The sequence below is a fragment of the Candidatus Woesearchaeota archaeon genome (genome assembly GCA_030651135.1).
In the GTDB taxonomy this organism is placed as follows: domain Archaea; phylum Nanobdellota; class Nanobdellia; order Woesearchaeales; family JACPBO01; genus JACPBO01.
The window spans coordinates 15,914-33,041 of record JAUSCS010000009.1; the positions used below are offsets into that span (position 1 = coordinate 15,914).

At 37.2% G+C, this 17,128-nt stretch carries 21 protein-coding genes; 12 read left to right on the forward strand and 9 right to left on the reverse strand.

Annotated features, from left to right (window positions below; genetic code table 11):
* Positions 1 to 174, reverse strand: coding sequence for a zinc finger domain-containing protein (locus Q7J54_04625; GenBank protein ID MDO8740825.1), 174 nt, complete (start codon positions 172 to 174; stop codon positions 1 to 3).
* Positions 175 to 279: 105 nt separating this feature from the next.
* On the opposite strand from Q7J54_04625, the gene Q7J54_04630 reads away from it, so the two are divergent.
* Positions 280 to 1,917, forward strand: coding sequence for a hypothetical protein (locus Q7J54_04630; protein ID MDO8740826.1), 1,638 nt, complete (start codon positions 280 to 282; stop codon positions 1,915 to 1,917).
* On the opposite strand, the gene rtcA is transcribed toward Q7J54_04630, so the two are convergent.
* From rtcA to Q7J54_04655, 5 genes are all read right to left on the reverse strand, one after another.
* Complete coding sequence (gene rtcA / locus Q7J54_04635) at positions 1,910 to 2,971, reverse strand: RNA 3'-terminal phosphate cyclase (protein ID MDO8740827.1); 1,062 nt, start codon at positions 2,969 to 2,971, stop codon at positions 1,910 to 1,912. The genes Q7J54_04630 and rtcA overlap by 8 nt on opposite strands.
* A gap of 66 nt (positions 2,972 to 3,037) precedes the next feature.
* Positions 3,038 to 4,735 carry a hypothetical protein gene (locus tag Q7J54_04640; GenBank protein ID MDO8740828.1) on the reverse strand — a complete coding sequence of 566 codons (1,698 nt, stop codon included), beginning with the start codon at positions 4,733 to 4,735 and terminating at the stop codon, positions 3,038 to 3,040.
* Entirely contained in the window at positions 4,732 to 6,093 is a 1,362-nt protein-coding gene (locus Q7J54_04645) for a hypothetical protein (GenBank protein ID MDO8740829.1), read from the reverse strand. Before Q7J54_04645 ends, Q7J54_04640 begins: the two co-directional genes overlap by 4 nt.
* 26 nt (positions 6,094 to 6,119) lie before the next feature.
* Entirely contained in the window at positions 6,120 to 6,332 is a 213-nt protein-coding gene (locus Q7J54_04650; GenBank protein ID MDO8740830.1) for a hypothetical protein, read from the reverse strand.
* Positions 6,333 to 6,457: 125 nt separating this feature from the next.
* On the reverse strand, positions 6,458 to 7,921 hold the full coding sequence (locus Q7J54_04655; GenBank protein MDO8740831.1) for a hypothetical protein: 1,464 nt from the start codon (positions 7,919 to 7,921) through the stop codon (positions 6,458 to 6,460).
* A gap of 245 nt (positions 7,922 to 8,166) precedes the next feature.
* Between Q7J54_04655 and Q7J54_04660 the strand changes: the two genes are divergently transcribed.
* Genes Q7J54_04660 through Q7J54_04675 form a run of 4 tightly spaced genes read left to right on the forward strand, consistent with a single transcriptional unit; the run spans position 8,167 to position 11,255 of the window.
* The gene (locus tag Q7J54_04660) at positions 8,167 to 8,856 is read left to right on the forward strand and encodes a hypothetical protein (protein ID MDO8740832.1); all 690 of its coding nucleotides are present in this window, start codon (positions 8,167 to 8,169) and stop codon (positions 8,854 to 8,856) included.
* The gene (locus tag Q7J54_04665; protein MDO8740833.1) at positions 8,853 to 9,677 is read left to right on the forward strand and encodes a sugar nucleotide-binding protein; all 825 of its coding nucleotides are present in this window, start codon (positions 8,853 to 8,855) and stop codon (positions 9,675 to 9,677) included. Before Q7J54_04660 ends, Q7J54_04665 begins: the two co-directional genes overlap by 4 nt.
* Positions 9,674 to 10,096: a DNA-binding protein gene (locus Q7J54_04670; GenBank protein ID MDO8740834.1), complete on the forward strand. Its 423-nt coding sequence runs from the start codon at positions 9,674 to 9,676 to the stop codon at positions 10,094 to 10,096. The genes Q7J54_04665 and Q7J54_04670 overlap by 4 nt, the downstream gene beginning before the upstream one ends.
* 1 nt (position 10,097) lies before the next feature.
* Positions 10,098 to 11,255 (forward strand): DUF460 domain-containing protein, encoded by a 1,158-nt coding sequence (locus Q7J54_04675; protein MDO8740835.1) that lies wholly within the window; start codon positions 10,098 to 10,100, stop codon positions 11,253 to 11,255.
* 2 nt (positions 11,256 to 11,257) lie between these two features.
* Here the strand turns inward: Q7J54_04675 and Q7J54_04680 are convergent, their stop codons facing one another.
* On the reverse strand, positions 11,258 to 11,683 hold the full coding sequence (locus Q7J54_04680; GenBank protein MDO8740836.1) for an NMD3-related protein: 426 nt from the start codon (positions 11,681 to 11,683) through the stop codon (positions 11,258 to 11,260).
* 54 nt (positions 11,684 to 11,737) lie between these two features.
* On the opposite strand from Q7J54_04680, the gene Q7J54_04685 reads away from it, so the two are divergent.
* Genes Q7J54_04685 through Q7J54_04695 form a run of 3 tightly spaced genes read left to right on the forward strand, consistent with a single transcriptional unit; the run spans position 11,738 to position 12,944 of the window.
* Positions 11,738 to 12,373, forward strand: a complete 636-nt coding sequence (locus Q7J54_04685; protein MDO8740837.1) for a signal peptidase I — start codon at positions 11,738 to 11,740, stop codon at positions 12,371 to 12,373.
* 5 nt (positions 12,374 to 12,378) lie between these two features.
* A complete protein-coding gene (locus tag Q7J54_04690; GenBank protein ID MDO8740838.1) occupies positions 12,379 to 12,690 on the forward strand; it encodes a transcription factor S in 312 nt (103 codons plus the stop codon).
* 5 nt (positions 12,691 to 12,695) lie between these two features.
* Positions 12,696 to 12,944, forward strand: a complete 249-nt coding sequence (locus Q7J54_04695) for a DUF167 domain-containing protein (protein ID MDO8740839.1) — start codon at positions 12,696 to 12,698, stop codon at positions 12,942 to 12,944.
* Here the strand turns inward: Q7J54_04695 and Q7J54_04700 are convergent, their stop codons facing one another.
* Positions 12,945 to 13,436 carry a dCMP deaminase family protein gene (locus tag Q7J54_04700; protein ID MDO8740840.1) on the reverse strand — a complete coding sequence of 164 codons (492 nt, stop codon included), beginning with the start codon at positions 13,434 to 13,436 and terminating at the stop codon, positions 12,945 to 12,947.
* Entirely contained in the window at positions 13,433 to 13,963 is a 531-nt protein-coding gene (locus tag Q7J54_04705) for an AAA family ATPase (protein MDO8740841.1), read from the reverse strand. The genes Q7J54_04700 and Q7J54_04705 overlap by 4 nt, the downstream gene beginning before the upstream one ends.
* A 108-nt stretch (positions 13,964 to 14,071) precedes the next feature.
* Between Q7J54_04705 and Q7J54_04710 the strand changes: the two genes are divergently transcribed.
* The 4 genes from Q7J54_04710 (at position 14,072) to glyA (ending at position 17,077) form a co-directional block, all read left to right on the forward strand.
* Positions 14,072 to 14,335, forward strand: coding sequence for a hypothetical protein (locus tag Q7J54_04710; protein ID MDO8740842.1), 264 nt, complete (start codon positions 14,072 to 14,074; stop codon positions 14,333 to 14,335).
* 103 nt (positions 14,336 to 14,438) lie between these two features.
* Entirely contained in the window at positions 14,439 to 15,305 is an 867-nt protein-coding gene (gene thyA / locus Q7J54_04715) for a thymidylate synthase (protein ID MDO8740843.1), read from the forward strand.
* Positions 15,306 to 15,308: 3 nt separating this feature from the next.
* Positions 15,309 to 15,827: a dihydrofolate reductase gene (locus Q7J54_04720; GenBank protein ID MDO8740844.1), complete on the forward strand. Its 519-nt coding sequence runs from the start codon at positions 15,309 to 15,311 to the stop codon at positions 15,825 to 15,827.
* Positions 15,824 to 17,077, forward strand: coding sequence for a serine hydroxymethyltransferase (glyA, locus tag Q7J54_04725; GenBank protein MDO8740845.1), 1,254 nt, complete (start codon positions 15,824 to 15,826; stop codon positions 17,075 to 17,077). The genes Q7J54_04720 and glyA overlap by 4 nt, the downstream gene beginning before the upstream one ends.
* Positions 17,078 to 17,128: the final 51 nt, after the last annotated feature.

Here is a 17,128-nt window from a genome sequence, read left to right on the forward strand (position 1 = left end):
TTAGTTTGGCCCTTCAAAACCGCATTGGTCGCACTTGTATTTTGCGGAGATCTCCCTGCAATGATAGCATCTCACTATGTCGCCTTTGCCGCAGCTGGGGCATTTGAGGATAACAGAGCCTTCTTTGTTTGCAATTCTTCTCTTGCATGTTCCGCATAATAATTTTTCAGCCATACCAAAGCGAAAAAGCATTTTGTTTATAAATCTTTCTTTATTGATTGGTTTTCACCTTTCTCAAGATACAACAAAAGTATTTAAATAAAGCATTTCCCTATCTCGATGATGGGGATATTAAATTCTCTACTTAAAAGGAAAAAAGAGACAGCAGTAATGAAAGACATAGATATGCCCCCGCCGCCACCTCCTCCGCATTTATCGCCATTTTCTAAGAAGCTAAAGGAAGCTCCTAAAACGGCCGAGTTGCCTAAGCTGAAAGAATTAAAACAGCCCTTAAAGAAATTGGGATTATTGCAGCTGCCGAAATTTGAAGAAGAGAAAAAAATGTTCAGGAAAGAGGAAAAGTCAGCAATAACAGCCCTGCTTGAAAAGCCAATACACATGAAAAAGAAAGCTTTGGATAAGAAGGAAAAAGAGCTGAAAGAAAGAGAAGACACTTATAAGCGCGATCTGGATTATCTGGAAACTTTAAGGCGCGTGCATGATAATGAGCTGAGGGAAAGAAGAACTATTCTGAAGCAGATTGAAAATGAGATAAAAGAAAAAGAAAATGAGCTTTTGGGAAAAGAAGAAAGGCTTGTATTGGAAAAGAAACAAATATCAGGCGATAAGAGAAAGTATGCTAAGCTGGATGAACTTGAAAAGTCATTAAAAAAGAAAGAAGATGAAATATTAAAGCAGGAGCATCTTTTCGACCAAAGAAGCAGTGATTTTGAAAAATCAATACTTGCATCAAGAAAGGAAAATGATGAAAGAAGAAATGAATTAGCTGAATTAGAGAAAACAAATGCAAAGAAAGCCTTGATTTTGAAGCAGTTCCAGGAGCAGATAGCAAAAAGCAAGGGGCAGCTCCAGGCTCTTTTAAATGAGCAAAAAGAAAGATTAAGGCAGTTGGCAGGCGCATGGATGGAAAAAGAGAAAAAGCTGGATGCTGTCACACAGTTTATGGGAGTTGCAGATTTCTCAGCGCAAGTCAATAAGATTGAAGCGGATATAGCCCATCTTGATAAAAAAGATTCGGAAATTATATCCACCGTCGGGAAGATAACATCAGAGAGGCAGACTATAGATAAAAAGGAGTTTGAAACAAACAAAAAAATGGCATATATGGATAAGCTGCAGAAAAAGCTCGAGTATGACAGATTAATGCTTGCAAAAGATAAAGAACAAATAAAAAAGAATATGGAGAAAGTTGCGCGCATTAAAGAATTAAAAGCAGATCTGCCTTCATTGGAAGATATGCATGAAAAGCTGAGCAAGAAAATTAATGAAGAGCAGAGAAAACTGGATCAGATAATGCTGCAGTCTGTTGTGTCAAAGGAAATGCTCAAAGACAAGGAAAAAGAGCTTGACAGAAGAGAAGGCGCAATGGAGAAGGAATTTATACATCTGAAAAACAAAGAGCAGCGCTATGCAGAAGAAGCTGAAGAAATCGAAGAGAAAGAATTCAATGAGTTTGTTGACCTGACAAAGCAGAAACTCTCTCCAAAAGGCATTAAAAGCGCTGAATATTTCGAAAGAAAGCCGAAGAAAATTGAAGCAGAGCCTGGCAAATTTGATGCATTGATAAAAAACTGCAGGGATGCAGTTGAGGCAGGCCAGCTGATTGCTGCAAAGCAGTTCTACAGCCAGCTAAGGGACCAGTTCTACAGCATGAAGCTTGAAGACGGTGAGAGAAGGATCCTTCTGAATACGGTGAGAGAGCTTTATAACGATATTAATCTGGCGATGCTTAGATAGAAATTATTTTCTCTTTCTCATCAATATTAAACTTCACATCCAGAAACTTCTCAACAACATAGATGTTCGTCAGTGTATGGCTGCTGATCTTTGAAGTTTTTATCTTTCCTCCAAAAAGGCCCAAGAAGGGAATCAAATTATCAGCCAAATGCTCGTCAACAGCTGCTCCTGAGTTTATCTCTTCAGCAAGCTTCTTTGCAGCTTCTTCTCCAACAATCTCTGCTTTCTTGCCCCTTTCTCCCAAACAATCTGCTCCGATTACTGCATTCTTGAAAACAGCCCACAGAACAATTGCGCTGCCGTCAGAATAGCTGTCGCAGTATTCTGACAGAATGTCAATCGGGCAATTATATTTTTTAAGAATAGATTTTGCAGCTGAACTCTGGCGCTCAGCAACATTCGCTTTTTCCAGGCTTTTTGTTGCATTCGATATTCCTTTTATTTTGGTTAACTGGCCGCGATCTGCCAGATTTATTTTATTAGTTTCGTTTTTTAAAGAATTGTAAAACTCTTCAAAGGTTTTAAAATCACTTAATTTGTATTTCGGCTTGATGTCAATCTCAACCATGCCTCCGCCTTTAGGATAATGGCCTCTTCTCATTAAATTGACATTGAGCTTGCTGCAGAAAGTATCAGCATGCGGAATGAAAACATTTCTGAAGTAATCAAAAGGCATGCTCCATGACACATCTGTTCCGCCTTTTATTGTGAGTTTTATTTTTCTATCAACGAAGAAACAAGGCAGCAATAATGACTGCAATAAAAGAGTTATTGATCCGGCAGTCCCGATGTCAATCTCAATATCTTTTGCTTTTAATTTCCCAGGCTCAAATTTAAGATAAGTTGAGCCAAGTTCAGCGCCTTCAGTTTTTGCGTTGCATAGCTGCTCCAATGATTTTATGCAGTAAAGATGCTGAGCTTTCAGTCCAGAATCCTTTCGCCCTTTTCGTATATCGTAAACTTCAAAGGATTTGCCTGTTATGGCTGACAGGGCAAGAGCTGTCCTCACAATCTGGCCTCCTCCTTCAAGATAGTTGCCGTTGATGTTGATCATAAATCAGAGAAAGAACGCATTATTTAAAAAAGTTGTTGAAATATCGTGTATTTAGGCTATCCGCGTTTAATAAACCACTTCTAAAAACTCGGGTGAGTTTTCTGCTTCTAGAATAATGGCTTTGTTTGGAGTAATAGTTTTAGTTGTGCTGTCCGTATATGTTAAAATAACAGATGATGGCGTTTTGGCCAGATTCAAAGTGTAATCCATGACTTCATTATCCCTCTGAAGCTCTCCATCGCTTCGATATTTAAATGGCTTGAAAAATATATAAAGCTCTTTATTGTTACCTGACTGAAATTTCTCAATCCAAACTTGATTTTCATTGTCAAATTCCCCGCTGATGTGCGAATCATAATTATAAGTATTTAATTTAGAAAGCAATAGTGAATAAGCACTTGCTCCGGGTGTTAATGAACTATCTTGCATTAAAGAACCCCATAGGAATTCTCCATTGTCTCCTTTTGGAATAATTTTTAAAGATAAAATACCTGATAAAACTAATTTACCGTTATACATCAAAGTTCTTTTTAAAATCAATTCTTGCAGTAAATATGCGGCATCCATAAGATAATCCTCTTCTGAAATTTGAGATTCTGCTTTATTTCCTAGAGCGCCTACATGCTCTGTATCAATAATCTCTCTATCCTGCCAGCCATTCTCATCAAGTTTTTTGCGTATTTCTAAAATTCCTTCAACACCTGCATATTTATTATAAAGTGCGATTTTTGTTGGCGGATAGATGCCGCTCTTATCTTTAACTATCTGCGCTGAGTATCCATGGAATGCCCAAAAATCAAATTTTGCTCCATTTTCTTTGTTTAAGAAATATTCAAGCATACTGGTTCTGCTTAGCTCTTCACCAGCAGACATATCATTCCAGTATTCAAAGCCAGGAGTTCCAATCATTAAATCAGAATATTTGCCCTTAAGGCGATCATAGACTTTGTTATTCAAGTCCAGCAATTGTTCTTCAGTTCCCTTCCAGGTTGATGCTGGATTATTCAGCAATTCAATATATTTTATATTTGCATCATTTTTATATCTGCTGACAAACCAGTCAACAAAATTCACATAATCATCTATATCATCAGTAGTTATACTGGAGTCAGCAGTATTATGTGTAAACATCGGAAGCATACTCCAGCTGTTTGTTATGAATGTTTGAACTATTTCATCCATATTATAACTTGTTTTGCAATTCGACGAAGATGGTTTGCAAACAATTGATGAAAAGGTTTTTCCATCACTGGAAAATTGATTTATTTGCAATCGTACTTTTAGATATTTTATTTTTAAATCATTAATAATAATCTCTTTGGTGTTTTCAATTTGGTCTGGATAAAGTTCTGTTCCCCATATAAAACCACCTGTATCCATACTGTAATTAGAGGTTTGTCCAGAGCCTGTTTTGCATTCTCCGCTGCAGCATTTTTCAGTATATGAAGCATCTAACCAAGAGCCAGAGCATGTTTGAGATGTCGAGCATATATTGCCTTTCAATGTTGAACAACTTTCCAACCCGGTTGTTTCGCAGTCTTCTGGGCATGTTCCTTTCTCTTTTTCAACAGTTCCACAAATACCATCTCCGCATTTCCCTCCTGGTTGCTGTTCGCATTTCTGCTGTTCAATTGCGCTTACTTTTCCATCTTTGTTTAGGTCGCATTTGTCAAATTGGGGTTTCTGTAAAACAAAATAGATACCGATGCCTACAGCAATAATCAAAACAATTACAATTGCAGTAATTAAGATTTTTTTATTCATGATTTAATCTCCGCAAAAATCGGGCTTTCTGACAAGATGATTTTGTTTGCGCTCATTGCCTCTTCATTGCCGTAATAATCAGTTAGTTTTACCTCGCCAACTACCTCTAAAGGCAAACTGCAGCTTCCAGAATCGCACCAAAGCACATAGGTATCTTTTTCATTAATCTTAAATTTGTACTGGCCTTCGGCTGATTTTGAAACTGAATCAAACCCCTCAATTTTATTGATCAATGTTTTATAGGCATAATAAGCATTTGTTTTTTCACCTTCTTTATTCATAATCCAGCTTGGGCATTCATGAGTTCTCCAAAAAAGCTTTTCAAAGCCAACATCTAATGCAACTACAAAAGACTTAATTAGCTCATCGCCGATTTCTTTGTTTTCTTGCGCCTCGCAGGCAGGCGTATTGTGCAAAGGCCCAAATTCGGTGCTCCAAATCGGTTTATCTGCATACCTATATTTTGACAATAATGATATAATATTATCATAATTATCTGTTAATTTAGTGTAATCACTCGTATGAAAGTCAAATATATCAAAACAGCCGGATTCTGCACATTCTGTGTTTTTTAGATAAGAAAATATTCCTTCATAATATTCTACTTGAGTTGGGCGGTAATCAGCCATTCCTGCAATAATAACCTTACAATCTGAACAGCTATCTTTGATTGATTTATAAGATTTTAATAATAACTCAGCATATTCCCCAGAAGTTCCATCGTAATAGTGCCCTGCTGCAGGCTCATTTTCTATTTGCCAGTATTTTATTTTATCTTTATACCTGTTTATGGCGCTTGTGAGAAATTCTGAATATTTCTCCCAACTGCAAGGATTCTTTCTTTTGCATCTTTCATCTCCTGAAGAACATTTCCCGCACGATATTTGATCCTTTGTGTTCATAGGTATTATGGTTACCATTAATTTTAATCCAAAGGAATCAGCAGCTTCCAAAAGTTTATCAAAATCATCCCATTTGTAATTAGTGTCAAGTTCAGGTTCAACTAAATCCCAGATAAGCGCATTATTGCCTGCGCTTCTTTTATATTTTATTCCAATTTCGCTTAATCCCGTATATCCGCCATGCGCACCAAAAGGCGAATCTTGGTATAACTGAGTGGTTGTTGGTTCTTCTTCGCAATCCTCTGGGCAAATTCCTCTTTCTTTTTCAACAGTTCCGCATATTCCATCGCCGCATTTGCCTTTGGCGCCTCCATCAGTGGGTTGTTCGCATTTTTGCTGTTCAATTGCGCTTACTTTTCCGTCTTTGTTTAGGTCGCATTTGTCAATATTGCCAGCACAACTACTAATCAAAACAAGTGCTGCGATAAAAGCAGTTAGAATGATTGACTTTTTCATATCTCTCTCAGTTATACTGGACTAAATCACCAGTTTATATTGTCCAGATCCGAACCCAGATCATCCAGGTCGCTTGTGCTAAGATCCTTATCTATAGCATCAGCATCAGAAATGCCATTTCCGATGTCATTAACGCTTGCTTCAGTTGATGTTGGCCCTGTTGGCAGTGCTTCTTTTTTTGCGCAGCCGATTAAAGAGATCACCAACAGCAGTAAGCAGACAGTTATTATTTTTTTCAATCAAATCACCTCTTCAGGCATTAATCGCATATTCCTATATTTAAGTTTTTTGCTTTGTTTACCAGTAAATACAAATTAAATATTAAATAAAAATAAAAAAATAAAATCTAGCCAGTGGAATTTGTCTAGTTTGTTGCCTGTGTTATACAAACACCATCGCTGCAATTTGAACATTCGTAAAAGTCAAATGAAATGTCATTATTACTGCAGGCGTATTCAACTAAGTATAACTGTTCCTCATCACCACTAAAAGGACTCCACATTTGACAATAATCTTGTTTAGATTCTGTTCCTTTTGTCGTTGTCCCTTTTATATTATAGTTTATCCCACTGTCAGAGTCTGTGCATGTCGTTTCATCGTTTTCCTCTAATTCATCCTCCCCGCCGTTTTGCTTTATCGCAGAAACGATGTCCTTCAGTATTTTCTGGGCATCCTGCAATGCCTTATGCGCATCGTTCATATAGCCTTGAGCTTCTTTTATCAGATCACTATTTGGTGTATTAGTCACATTCGCTTCCTTGAATGTTTCAAGTGACAGGTTGTAATGAATTCTTGCTTCGTTGAGTTTTGCATTGAAGTCTACTATTAATGGAGCAATTGCCGACGTATCTTTGCCTTTTTCTGTCATTCTTTCAAGGATGCTGCTTAATTTGGTTTCCAATTGCTTTGACTTGACTATAATGCCGCCGATCCTTGCATTCACAACCTTACCGGCATGAATTTCTGCTTTGTTTTTTACTGCAGCCCATTTGTCTTTTAACTCCTTTGCTACTGCTGTTATTTCTTCTTTTGTCTGAGCAGCTTCTATCTTTGCCTTGATTGCTTCGATTTCGCTGATCTGCGCATTAATCTCTCCAATTGATTCGTTTGCATCTGAATCAGCCAGATCTTCGCTGGACTCGATCTTTGAGCTTAGCTTGTTAAGATACTCTATCATCACATCAGCTGTATTCAGCAACTGTTCCTTTGCCTGCGTCATTATTGATGCTCCTAATTCGGCGCATTCAGTTGTGTTTGTGTTCTTGCACTCTGCAAGCTTTTCTTTTGTTTCGTTGAACTTAAGGCGTGCATCCTGGTATTTTTCTTTTGCTTCGCTGTATCTTTCTTTTGCATCTGTGAATTTGTCTCTTGCATTTTCAAGCTTTTCTTTTACTATAACTCTTGCCTTATAAGCGTGCTCTGCCTTATACTGCCTGAATTCGCCTGAATTCTTTAATTTTTCAAAGTCAGCTTCGTGTTTTGCCTTGTTTTCAAGGATTTTATCTAATCTCTCAAGATCCTTTTCCCCTAGCTTTTCAACAAGCGCAATTCTTTTTTCATATTTATCTTGGCATCCCGTCAAATTCTTTTCATTGCATTTATCAACAGCAATCATAAGCTGACCTTTTTGATGCTCCCTGACAGCTTCGACCTTGCTTCCGAGCTTTTCCTTCAGTTCATCAAGGGTTAAATTACTGTTTTTTGCTATCTTCACAGCCGTTACAATCTTTTTCCCAAAGTTCTCTTTTGAATTATTTTCTGCAAATGCCATTGGCATCAGGCTGATTAGAAATACAGCCAATACAAAAAGTGCTATTGTTTTTCTCATTTTCATGACCTCCCGTGTTGTTTTAATTTTCATTAAACAATATAATCTTTAACAACTATTATGAGCGCTTTATTTATAAATAAACTTTTTTTAGCCGAAATTTAAAGTTTTTATCAGCCTTTTAATGCTTTATAAAGCTCTATTTGGCCTCTTTTTACTTTATATAGCAATAATTATTCTGATATTTACAGGATAAAATTAAAGTCTTAGAAACATTTTTATAGTGATATATGTTTACTGCTGCTATGAAGGGGGCGATATCTTTAATACTGCTTTTTTTATTATTCGTAAATATAACATACGCAGCAACAATATTCGGCGATATTTATGACCTTTCTTTAAACAGAATAGACAATGTAATAGTTGAGATCAACACCATACCGAATCAGCAGTATGTCTCGAAGAACGGAACTTATTCTTTTGATGCACCAGCGGGAGATTATATAATAAAGGCAAATTATTATCTTAATAATGTTCTCGAATCTTCTGCTGTTGAAAAGATCTCTGTAAAGGCAGAAGGAAGGTTCAGGCTTGATCTGATCCTGTTCCCCTCATTTGAAGATGAAAATCAGTTGCTGAACGAGAGCATTACAGTTCCAGCAACTTTTGAAAGTCCTAATTATTTAGTTTATTTTTTGATTATCATTTTAGTCTTGATCGTCTTATTGGCTGTTTTTTATTATTATAAAAAAATAAAGAAACCAGTAATAAAAGGAACTGAAAAAACAATCTCGAAAGAAGAAAGCAAACCTTCTGATCTGGACCAGATAATAAAGCTCATAAAAAAAGAAGGCGGAAGGGCAACGCAAAAGGATTTAAGAAGACAGATTCCTTTATCAGAGGCAAAAATAAGTTTGATGATTGCAGAGCTTGAAGACAAAGGCGTGGTTAAAAAGATAAAGAAGGGAAGGGGGAATATAATAATCTTAAAATGAAAATATTGATTACTGGCGCAAGCAGCTATGTCGGGGCGCGTTTATATTCTGATCTATCTAAAAAATTCGATGTTGTTGGAACATACAATACAAATAAAATTTTTCCAGAGCTTGTTCAATTAGACATAACTGACCATGATGCGGTTATGCAGATTGTTAAAAAATTCAAGCCCGCTGCAATTATACATGCTGCAGCCAATCCAAGCGCCAGATGGTGTGAATCAAATCCAGAGCTCGCAGTAAAAATTAACGAAGATGGCACAAAAAATATTGTTGATGCTGCAAATGCAATAAAAGCAAAAGTTATTTACATTTCCTCTGTTATGATTGCGATTGTTCCTCAAAATGCGTATGGAAGAACAAAACTCGCCGGGGAAGAATATGTTAAAAATACGAAATATGGGTTCATAATATTAAGGCCTTCTTTGATCATCGGACTTAGCCCAAATACAACTAATGACAGGCCATTTAACAGAATACTTCAAAATATTGATGAGAAAACACCTGCAATTTATGATACATCGTGGAAATTTCAGCCTACATGGCTCAGCCATATTTCAGAGGTTATACAAATATCGCTTGAAAAAAGTATAACAAATGAAATCATTCCAATAGCTGTTCCTGAATTGAAATCCAGATTTGACATTGCAAAGGATATATTGTCTTGCTTTAATATTTCAGTAACGCCAAAAAATGAAAATGATAAAACCCCTGTTATAACTGTTACGCAAGATAAATTAAAACAATTTGGGCTTCCATGTTATAATTATTCAGAGATAATAATCAAAATTGTGAATGAAATAAAAGGGAGAGAAAAATGAAGCACAAACAGGCAAATGATATTTTCTATGTTATAAGGCTGGAGAAAGGAGAAAAGATAATTGAAGGCATTATTGATTTTTGCAGTAAAAATAAAATCAGGAACGGCCTGTTTTTTGGATTGGGAGCGATAAACAGAGTTGAGCTTATGCATTATGTTGTTGATACAAAGACGTATTCTTCCAAAATTATAGAAGAGCCCTTGGAGATTGCGAATATGACTGGCAATGTGATGATCATGGACAGCAAGCCAATACTTCATACGCACATTACTGTTTCTGACAAGGATATGAGGCCTTATGCCGGGCATCTGAAAGAAGCAACAGTTGCAGCAACATGCGAAGTATTCCTTGTAAAGCTGGATTCTGAAATAAACAGGAAATACAGCGAAGAGATTGGCCTGAATCTTCTTGATATGTAAGATGAAAACATTGTTAGTTATAGGCATTGATCCCGGAACAACATCTGCTTATGCAGTGTTTGATATAAACAAACAGCTTATTAAAAAAGATTATTCCAAAGAGCACAATATCAGCAGAATAATCTCTGAAGTGATGAAGCTTGGAAAGCCTTTATTAGTTGGCTCTGACAAGAATCCACCTTCCAGCTTTGTTGTCGAGTTTGCAGCCAAAACAGGAGCTGAGTTGATATATCCTGATAAAGACCTGCTTGTTGAAGAAAAAAAGGAATTTGCGAAAGAACTGGTTTATAGCAATCCTCACGAATTAGACGCCATCTCTTCTGCATTGTTTGTTTTCAAAAGGCTGTCTGCATTGTTTACAAAGCTCGATATTTTTGTCAAGGAAAATAAAATAGAAGACATTGAAAACGAGCTGAAGGAAAAAGTTATCAGAGAGAAGATAAGCATGAAAACTGCTCTGGATGAAATAAAGAAGAAAAGTGTTGTGACGATCTATGAAAAAAGAGAAATCATAATAAAAAGGCAGCCTGAAGATTATGAGAAATTAAGAAAAGAGCTTGAATTGGTCAGGGATTTCAATAAGAAATTAAACCAAAGAATAGAGATTTTGCAGGCAAAGAATAAAAAGCTGTTTGAAAGGATCAGCTCAAAACCAGAAGTGAGGCCCGAAGGAAAATATAGGGAAATGCTCGGGTTTAAGGAAAACAAGATTTTTTCATTGTCGAAGAACAATAAAAAACAGGAGGAAGAATTAAGCAGATTAAAAGAGGATCTGAAGAACATTCACAGCTTTATTTCAAAGATTGGCGATGAGAATTTTCTTGCTAAAAAACTGGATAACTTCACAAATCAGGAATTTGAATCAAAGAATAAGATATTGAACATTGGCAAAGAAGACGTGCTGTTTGTTGATGATCCAAATACCTACAGCGAAAGAATAATTGAATCTTTGAAAGACAAAGTAAGGTTTGTGATATTCAAAAAAGAGCCATCAAAGAAATTAAGGGAAAACTTCATTTTTATTAATTCAAAAGAAATTCAGATCGAGGAAAACGAGTATTTTGCGATTGCGAATAAAAAGGATTTTGAAAGTCAGAAAGAGAAGGCAGATATACTGAGCAAGGTTGTGCAAGAATATAGACGAGAAAAAGCAGCTTAAAGTTAAAGCTTGCCAAAATCCAGCATCATCTTCTTTCCGGTTTTAATGTTCTTTGCGCTTATCTTCTTTCCAGTCCCCATGATCTCCACTTTCTCGCCTTTGTAAGTTATGATATCACCTTTCTTGATCGCTGCCGGTGTGAATTTCACACTAACGCGGTGGACTTCCTTGCTTGTCAGCCTGTCCATTGTGAAAAGCCTGGTGGTGATCAAAAGCTCGCCCCTGAAATGCTTTTTTAATCTCTTGCCTAAGCTTATCAGAAACCCATTGTTGCTCAGATAAAGATCAACCCCTTTTTCAACATCAACAGCTTTCGCTACAAATATGCGTTCGCTTTTTTCCCTGTTGATCTGAGCTTTGACAAAGCTTATTATTTCTTCAGTCGGATTTCTCAGCTGAAGCACACCTTCATAATAATTTTCATTCATAATTTGTGTTATAAAACCGATATATTTATAATATTTTTCATTATTTTAAAGCAAATGGGAAAATTAACTAAATTTCTGAAAAAAACATGGCACTTCATATGGCATGAGGACAGCTTACTGAGCTGGATCGTCAACATAATCCTTGCTTTTGTTCTGATTAAATTCATCGTCTATCCTGGCTTGGGATTGGTCCTGGGCACATCCCATCCGATAGTCGCTGTTGTTTCATCAAGCATGGAGCATCATCAGCAATTCGATGAATGGTGGGCTTCTCGTGCATTGTGCGAGTCAGGGGCATGCAATCAGGGCCAGTTTTATGCTAAGTACAATGTCACAAAAGAAGATTTCCAGAAATATCCGTTTGCAAAGGGCTTTAACATAGGCGATATAATGTTTTTAAGGAAAGCTGATCCCAAAAGCGTAAAAATGGGAGATATAATTGTTTTCAGAAGCCCATATAGGTCTGATCCGATAATTCATCGAGTCATCAAGAAATGGACAGACGGCAATATTTATTATTTCAGGACAAAAGGCGACAACAATGCAGGCCATGTGCAGGATGAGCTGCAGATAACTGAAGCGCAGCTTGTTGGAAAAACTCTTTTCAGGGTTCCTTATCTCGGCTATGTGAAAATCGGCTTTGTGAAGTTTTTATGCGTGTTTGGAAAATTTAACTTTTGCGTGAGGTGAATAATATGTTCTGCCCAAAATGCGGCTCAATAATGCTGCCTAAAAAAGGCATTTGGCAGTGCTCGTGCGGCCATAAGGATAAAGGAAAGGAAAACTTAAAGCTGAAAGATGAATCAAAAAAAGAAGCCAAGAAAGACATAATGTTCGGGGTTGCAGATGCAGGTAATGAGATGCTTCCGTTGACAGATGCAGAATGTGACAAATGCAGGCATGGCAAGGCATATTTCTGGACAATGCAGACAAGGGCAGGTGATGAAGCTGAAACAAGATTCTACAAATGCGAAAAATGCAAGCATGTATGGAGAGAATATAAGTAATTGAAATGAGTGAATTTCCGGATTTCTTAAAAGACAGGGAAAAAATAAAGATCATTGCAAAGCCAAATTCTTCTAAAACAGAGATCATCGGCTATGATCAGGAAAAATCCGCATTAAGGCTGAATGTGAAAGCCCCTCCTGAAGAGAACAAGGCGAATATAGAGATCATAAGGTTTTTTAAAAAGCTGCTGAAGAAAGATGTAAAAATAATCTATGGATTGAAAGATAAAGAAAAGATCATAAGAATAGAATAATTACGCTTTCAAATAAATCTTCGTATCTGGAATATTCAGCTTTACAAACTCAACCCCTGCTTCTTTGAACAGCTCAATGGCATCCTTGTCAGGGTAATCGCTGAATGTGACAAATCTCTTAACTTTTGAATTAACGATCATCTTTGCGCAGATGTTGCACGGCGAATGAGTGCAGTACATTGTTGATCCTTCTGTATGCTTGCCGTGCAGCGCAGCCTGTATTATTGCATTCTGCTCAGCATGCACTGCCCTGCATATCTCGTGCCTTGTTCCGGAAGGTATTTTCAATTCATCCCTTAAGCAGCCGAGCTCAAGGCAGTCTTTGCAGCCTCCAGGTGCGCCATTATAGCCTGTGCTTATGATGTGCTTATCTTTGACTAAAACAGCTCCGACATTATGGCGCTGGCAGGTAGCTCTCTCGCCAATAACCGCAGCTATCTTCAGGAAATATTCATCAACACTCGGCCTGTTTGTTTTTCTTTCTTGTGTCATTTTATTGTATTATCGATCTTATTTTTTAACTCTTTAATTGTTCCGTCATTAATAATGATTTTGTCAGCCATTTTGATGCAGATCCCAAGCTGCTGCTTTGTTTTATCCTGGCTGAACTCTTTCTGCTCCTGTTCCCTGAACTGCTCCAGTGTTTTGTAAGCTTCCTGCCTTCCAAACCTTTCTTTCAGCCTTTTATATCTTGCTTCAATCGGAGCATCAACAGCAGCAAAAATGAAATTTTTTAATTTTTTCAGTTCATTCACTTCTTCTGAATTTCTTATTGAATCAATGATTGTATTTTTTGACAGATCAATCTTTTCAGCAATTCTCTTTGCAAGTATATTCGCCCCAAGCTCTGATCTCAGTTTATTCCCCATATTTATTAAGCTTTCCCTTGTTTCAGCGATGTTCTGCTTTTTCAGCTCGTCTCTTATGGCATCAGAAAGCGAAAAATAAGCAAATCCTTTCTGCTTCAAATAGTCTGCAGCAGTTGTCTTTCCAGCTCCGTTTGTTCCTGTAAGCCCGATTATGATCTTGATGCACCCCGTGATTGTGTCTTATCAGTTTATTTATATAGTTTGTGAAAAAAGAGCAGAGAGGAAAAGTTTTTATATGAGTCTTAATTATTCTGATATATGAGCATAACTTTGACGGCATTATTGGGCGAATTCGTTGCATTTAATATGGCGGTTAGTGTTCCGTTTGCTTTTTCTATTAGTTTTTTAGCAGGATCTTATGACGATTATAAAAGAGGGGAATTTTTAACTTTGAGATCTTCAATCAAATATCATTGGTTTGTGGTATCAAGAATTAATGCCATGGATTTTCGGTTAAATGAACAGGATTTTGATAGGAAATATGCTCCTATTATTCAAGAGTATTTCAAGGAAGAATTATAGTTGGCTTCTAAATGGAGTTTTTTATTTGATAAATCGAGACTACTAAATCCAAAACCATAAAGCATATAAACAAGATATCTAAAATCCATATAGGGGGTTTTGGATGAAAGCATATCTGGATATTATTAAGAGGATTCTTGATGAAGGAGTTATTAAGAAAGACAGGACTGGAACAGGCACTATCGCTATTGCAGGAGCTATGTTTCAGCATGACATGGCTGAAGGCTTTCCTTTGCTTACCACTAAAAAAGTTCCTTTAAGGCTGGTTGCGTCTGAGCTTGAATTTTTTATTAAAGGGATTTCAGATAAAAAATGGCTTCAGGAGAGAAACAACCACATTTGGGATGAATGGTGTTCTCCAGAGATAATTCCTTATTCCCATGATGAAGCAGCAAAAAAACGAATGATGGAAGAAAGGGATTTAGGACCGATTTACGGATGGCAGTGGAGGCATTTTGGAGCAAAATACGAAGGCTATGACAAGGATTATAATGGAAAAGGAGTTGACCAGCTTAAAAGATTGGTTGATGATTTAAAAAATAAGCCGTACAGCAGGCAGATGCTAGTGCTGGCATGGAATCCTGTTGATGTAAGCAAAGTAATTCCGCCTTTTTGCCATTATGGTTTTCAGGTAACTGTCCTAAATAACAAACTGAACCTGATGTGGAATCAGAGATCTGTTGACAGCGCATTAGGCCTGCCTTTTAATATTGCAAGCTATGGATTATTGCTGCATCTGCTCGCCAAGGAAACCGGCTTTAAAGAGGGAAAGCTTGTTGGTTTCTTGGGAGACACACATATTTATCTAAACCATGTTGAAGGGCTGAAAGAGCAGCTTAAAAGAGCGCCATTCAAACTGCCTTCAATAAAAACCGAGAATTTTAAGTCTATATTTGACTGGAAATTTGAAGACACAAAAGCTGAAAATTACGAGTGTCATCCGGCAATAAAATTTGAGATAGCGGTGTAAGAAATGACTGAAATAATCGTGATTGCTGCAGTTGCGCAGAACAATGTGATCGGAAATAAAGGCGACATTCCGTGGAGAATACAGGAGGATTTCCAGCATTTTAAGGAAACAACATGGGGCCATCCGTGCATTATGGGTGATAAAACATATGAATCATTGCCTGAAAATGCAAAGCCGCTTCCTGGAAGGGAAAACATTGTGCTTACTTTTGACAAAAATTACAAGCCAAAAGGAACAACAATATTCTTTGATTTTGATGAAGCAATAGAGTGCTGCAGGAAAAAAGGCGTGGAGAAGGCATTCATTGCAGGAGGGGCAAGCATCTACAAATTAGGATTAAAAGTGGCAGATACCTTTGAGCTGACAAGAATATATAAAGATTATGAAGGCGATGTTTTATTCCCTGAAATTAATTTTAATGAATGGGAACTGGTTAAAAAAGAAGATAAAGAAGGAAAGGATAAAAAAACAGGAGAGAATGTTAAGTTTTCTTTCCTGACTTACAAGAGGAAGAGAAAATGAAAACAGAAGAGCTGAAATCATCAGACATTGAAGTTTATAATGCAATACAAAATGAATTAGAAAGGCAAAGAACAGAATTAAACATGATCCCTTCTGAAAGTTACGCAAGCAGGGCTGTTTTAGAGGCAATGGGAAGTGTGCTGAACAATAAATATGCTGAAGGCTATCCTAAAAAAAGATATTATCAGGGAAATAAATATTGCGATGAAATAGAAACTATTGCGATTGAAAGGGCCAAAAAACTCTTTAATGCAGAGCATGCAAATGTGCAGCCAAATTCCGGGAGCCCTGCAAACATGGCAATTTATTTTTCTGTCTTAAATCCCGGAGACAAAATAATGGGCATGGACTTAAGCCACGGCGGCCACCTGACTCACGGAAGCCCTGTAAATTTCTCAGGAAAGCTTTTCAGCTTTGCGCATTACGGCGTTGATAAAGAAACTGAAATGCTCGATATGGACAAAGTGAGGGAAATTGCGCTTAAAGAAAAGCCAAAGATGATTGTTTCAGGCTATACTGCATATCCGAGAACAGTTGATTTCAGGAGATTTCATGAAATAGCCCAGGAAATCGGAGCATATTCAATGGCAGATATATCTCATATTGCCGGGCTTATAGTCGGAGATGTTCATCCTTCTCCATTGCCGTTCACAGATTTTGTGATGACAACAACGCACAAAACATTGAGGGGCCCAAGAAGTGCCATAATTCTTTGCAAGGAAAAATATGCAGCTCAACTGGATAAGGCAGTATTCCCTGGATTGCAGGGCGGACCGCATGAGCACACCATAGCCGGAAAGGCTGTCTGCTTTAAGGAAGCAATGGAGCCTGAATTTAAGCAGTATGCAATGCAGATCGTTAAAAATGCAAAAGCGCTTGCAGAAACACTCATGGCTAAGGGCATAAAGCTGGTTTCAAATGGAACAGACAATCATTTGATTTTGATTGATCTTATCAAAACAAAATCAGCAGGAAAACAAGGCATGGGCAAAGAAATAGCTGTTGCGCTTGAAGAAGCAGGAATAGTCCTTAATGCAAACACAATCCCATTTGATCCCTCAACTCCGTTTAAGCCATCCGGATTAAGACTGGGAACTCCTATATTGACGCAAAGGGGAATGAATGAAGATGAAATGAAGCAGATCGGAGAGTGGATTGCAGATATTATTGAACATCCAAATGATGCAGCATTAAAGCAGAAAGTAAGGCAGAATGTTCTTGATCTTTGCAGGAAGTTTCCGATTTACTGATTAAGGCTGTGAATAGCAGTTAAGTGAAAATGATCCCTTTATCGCTTCTTT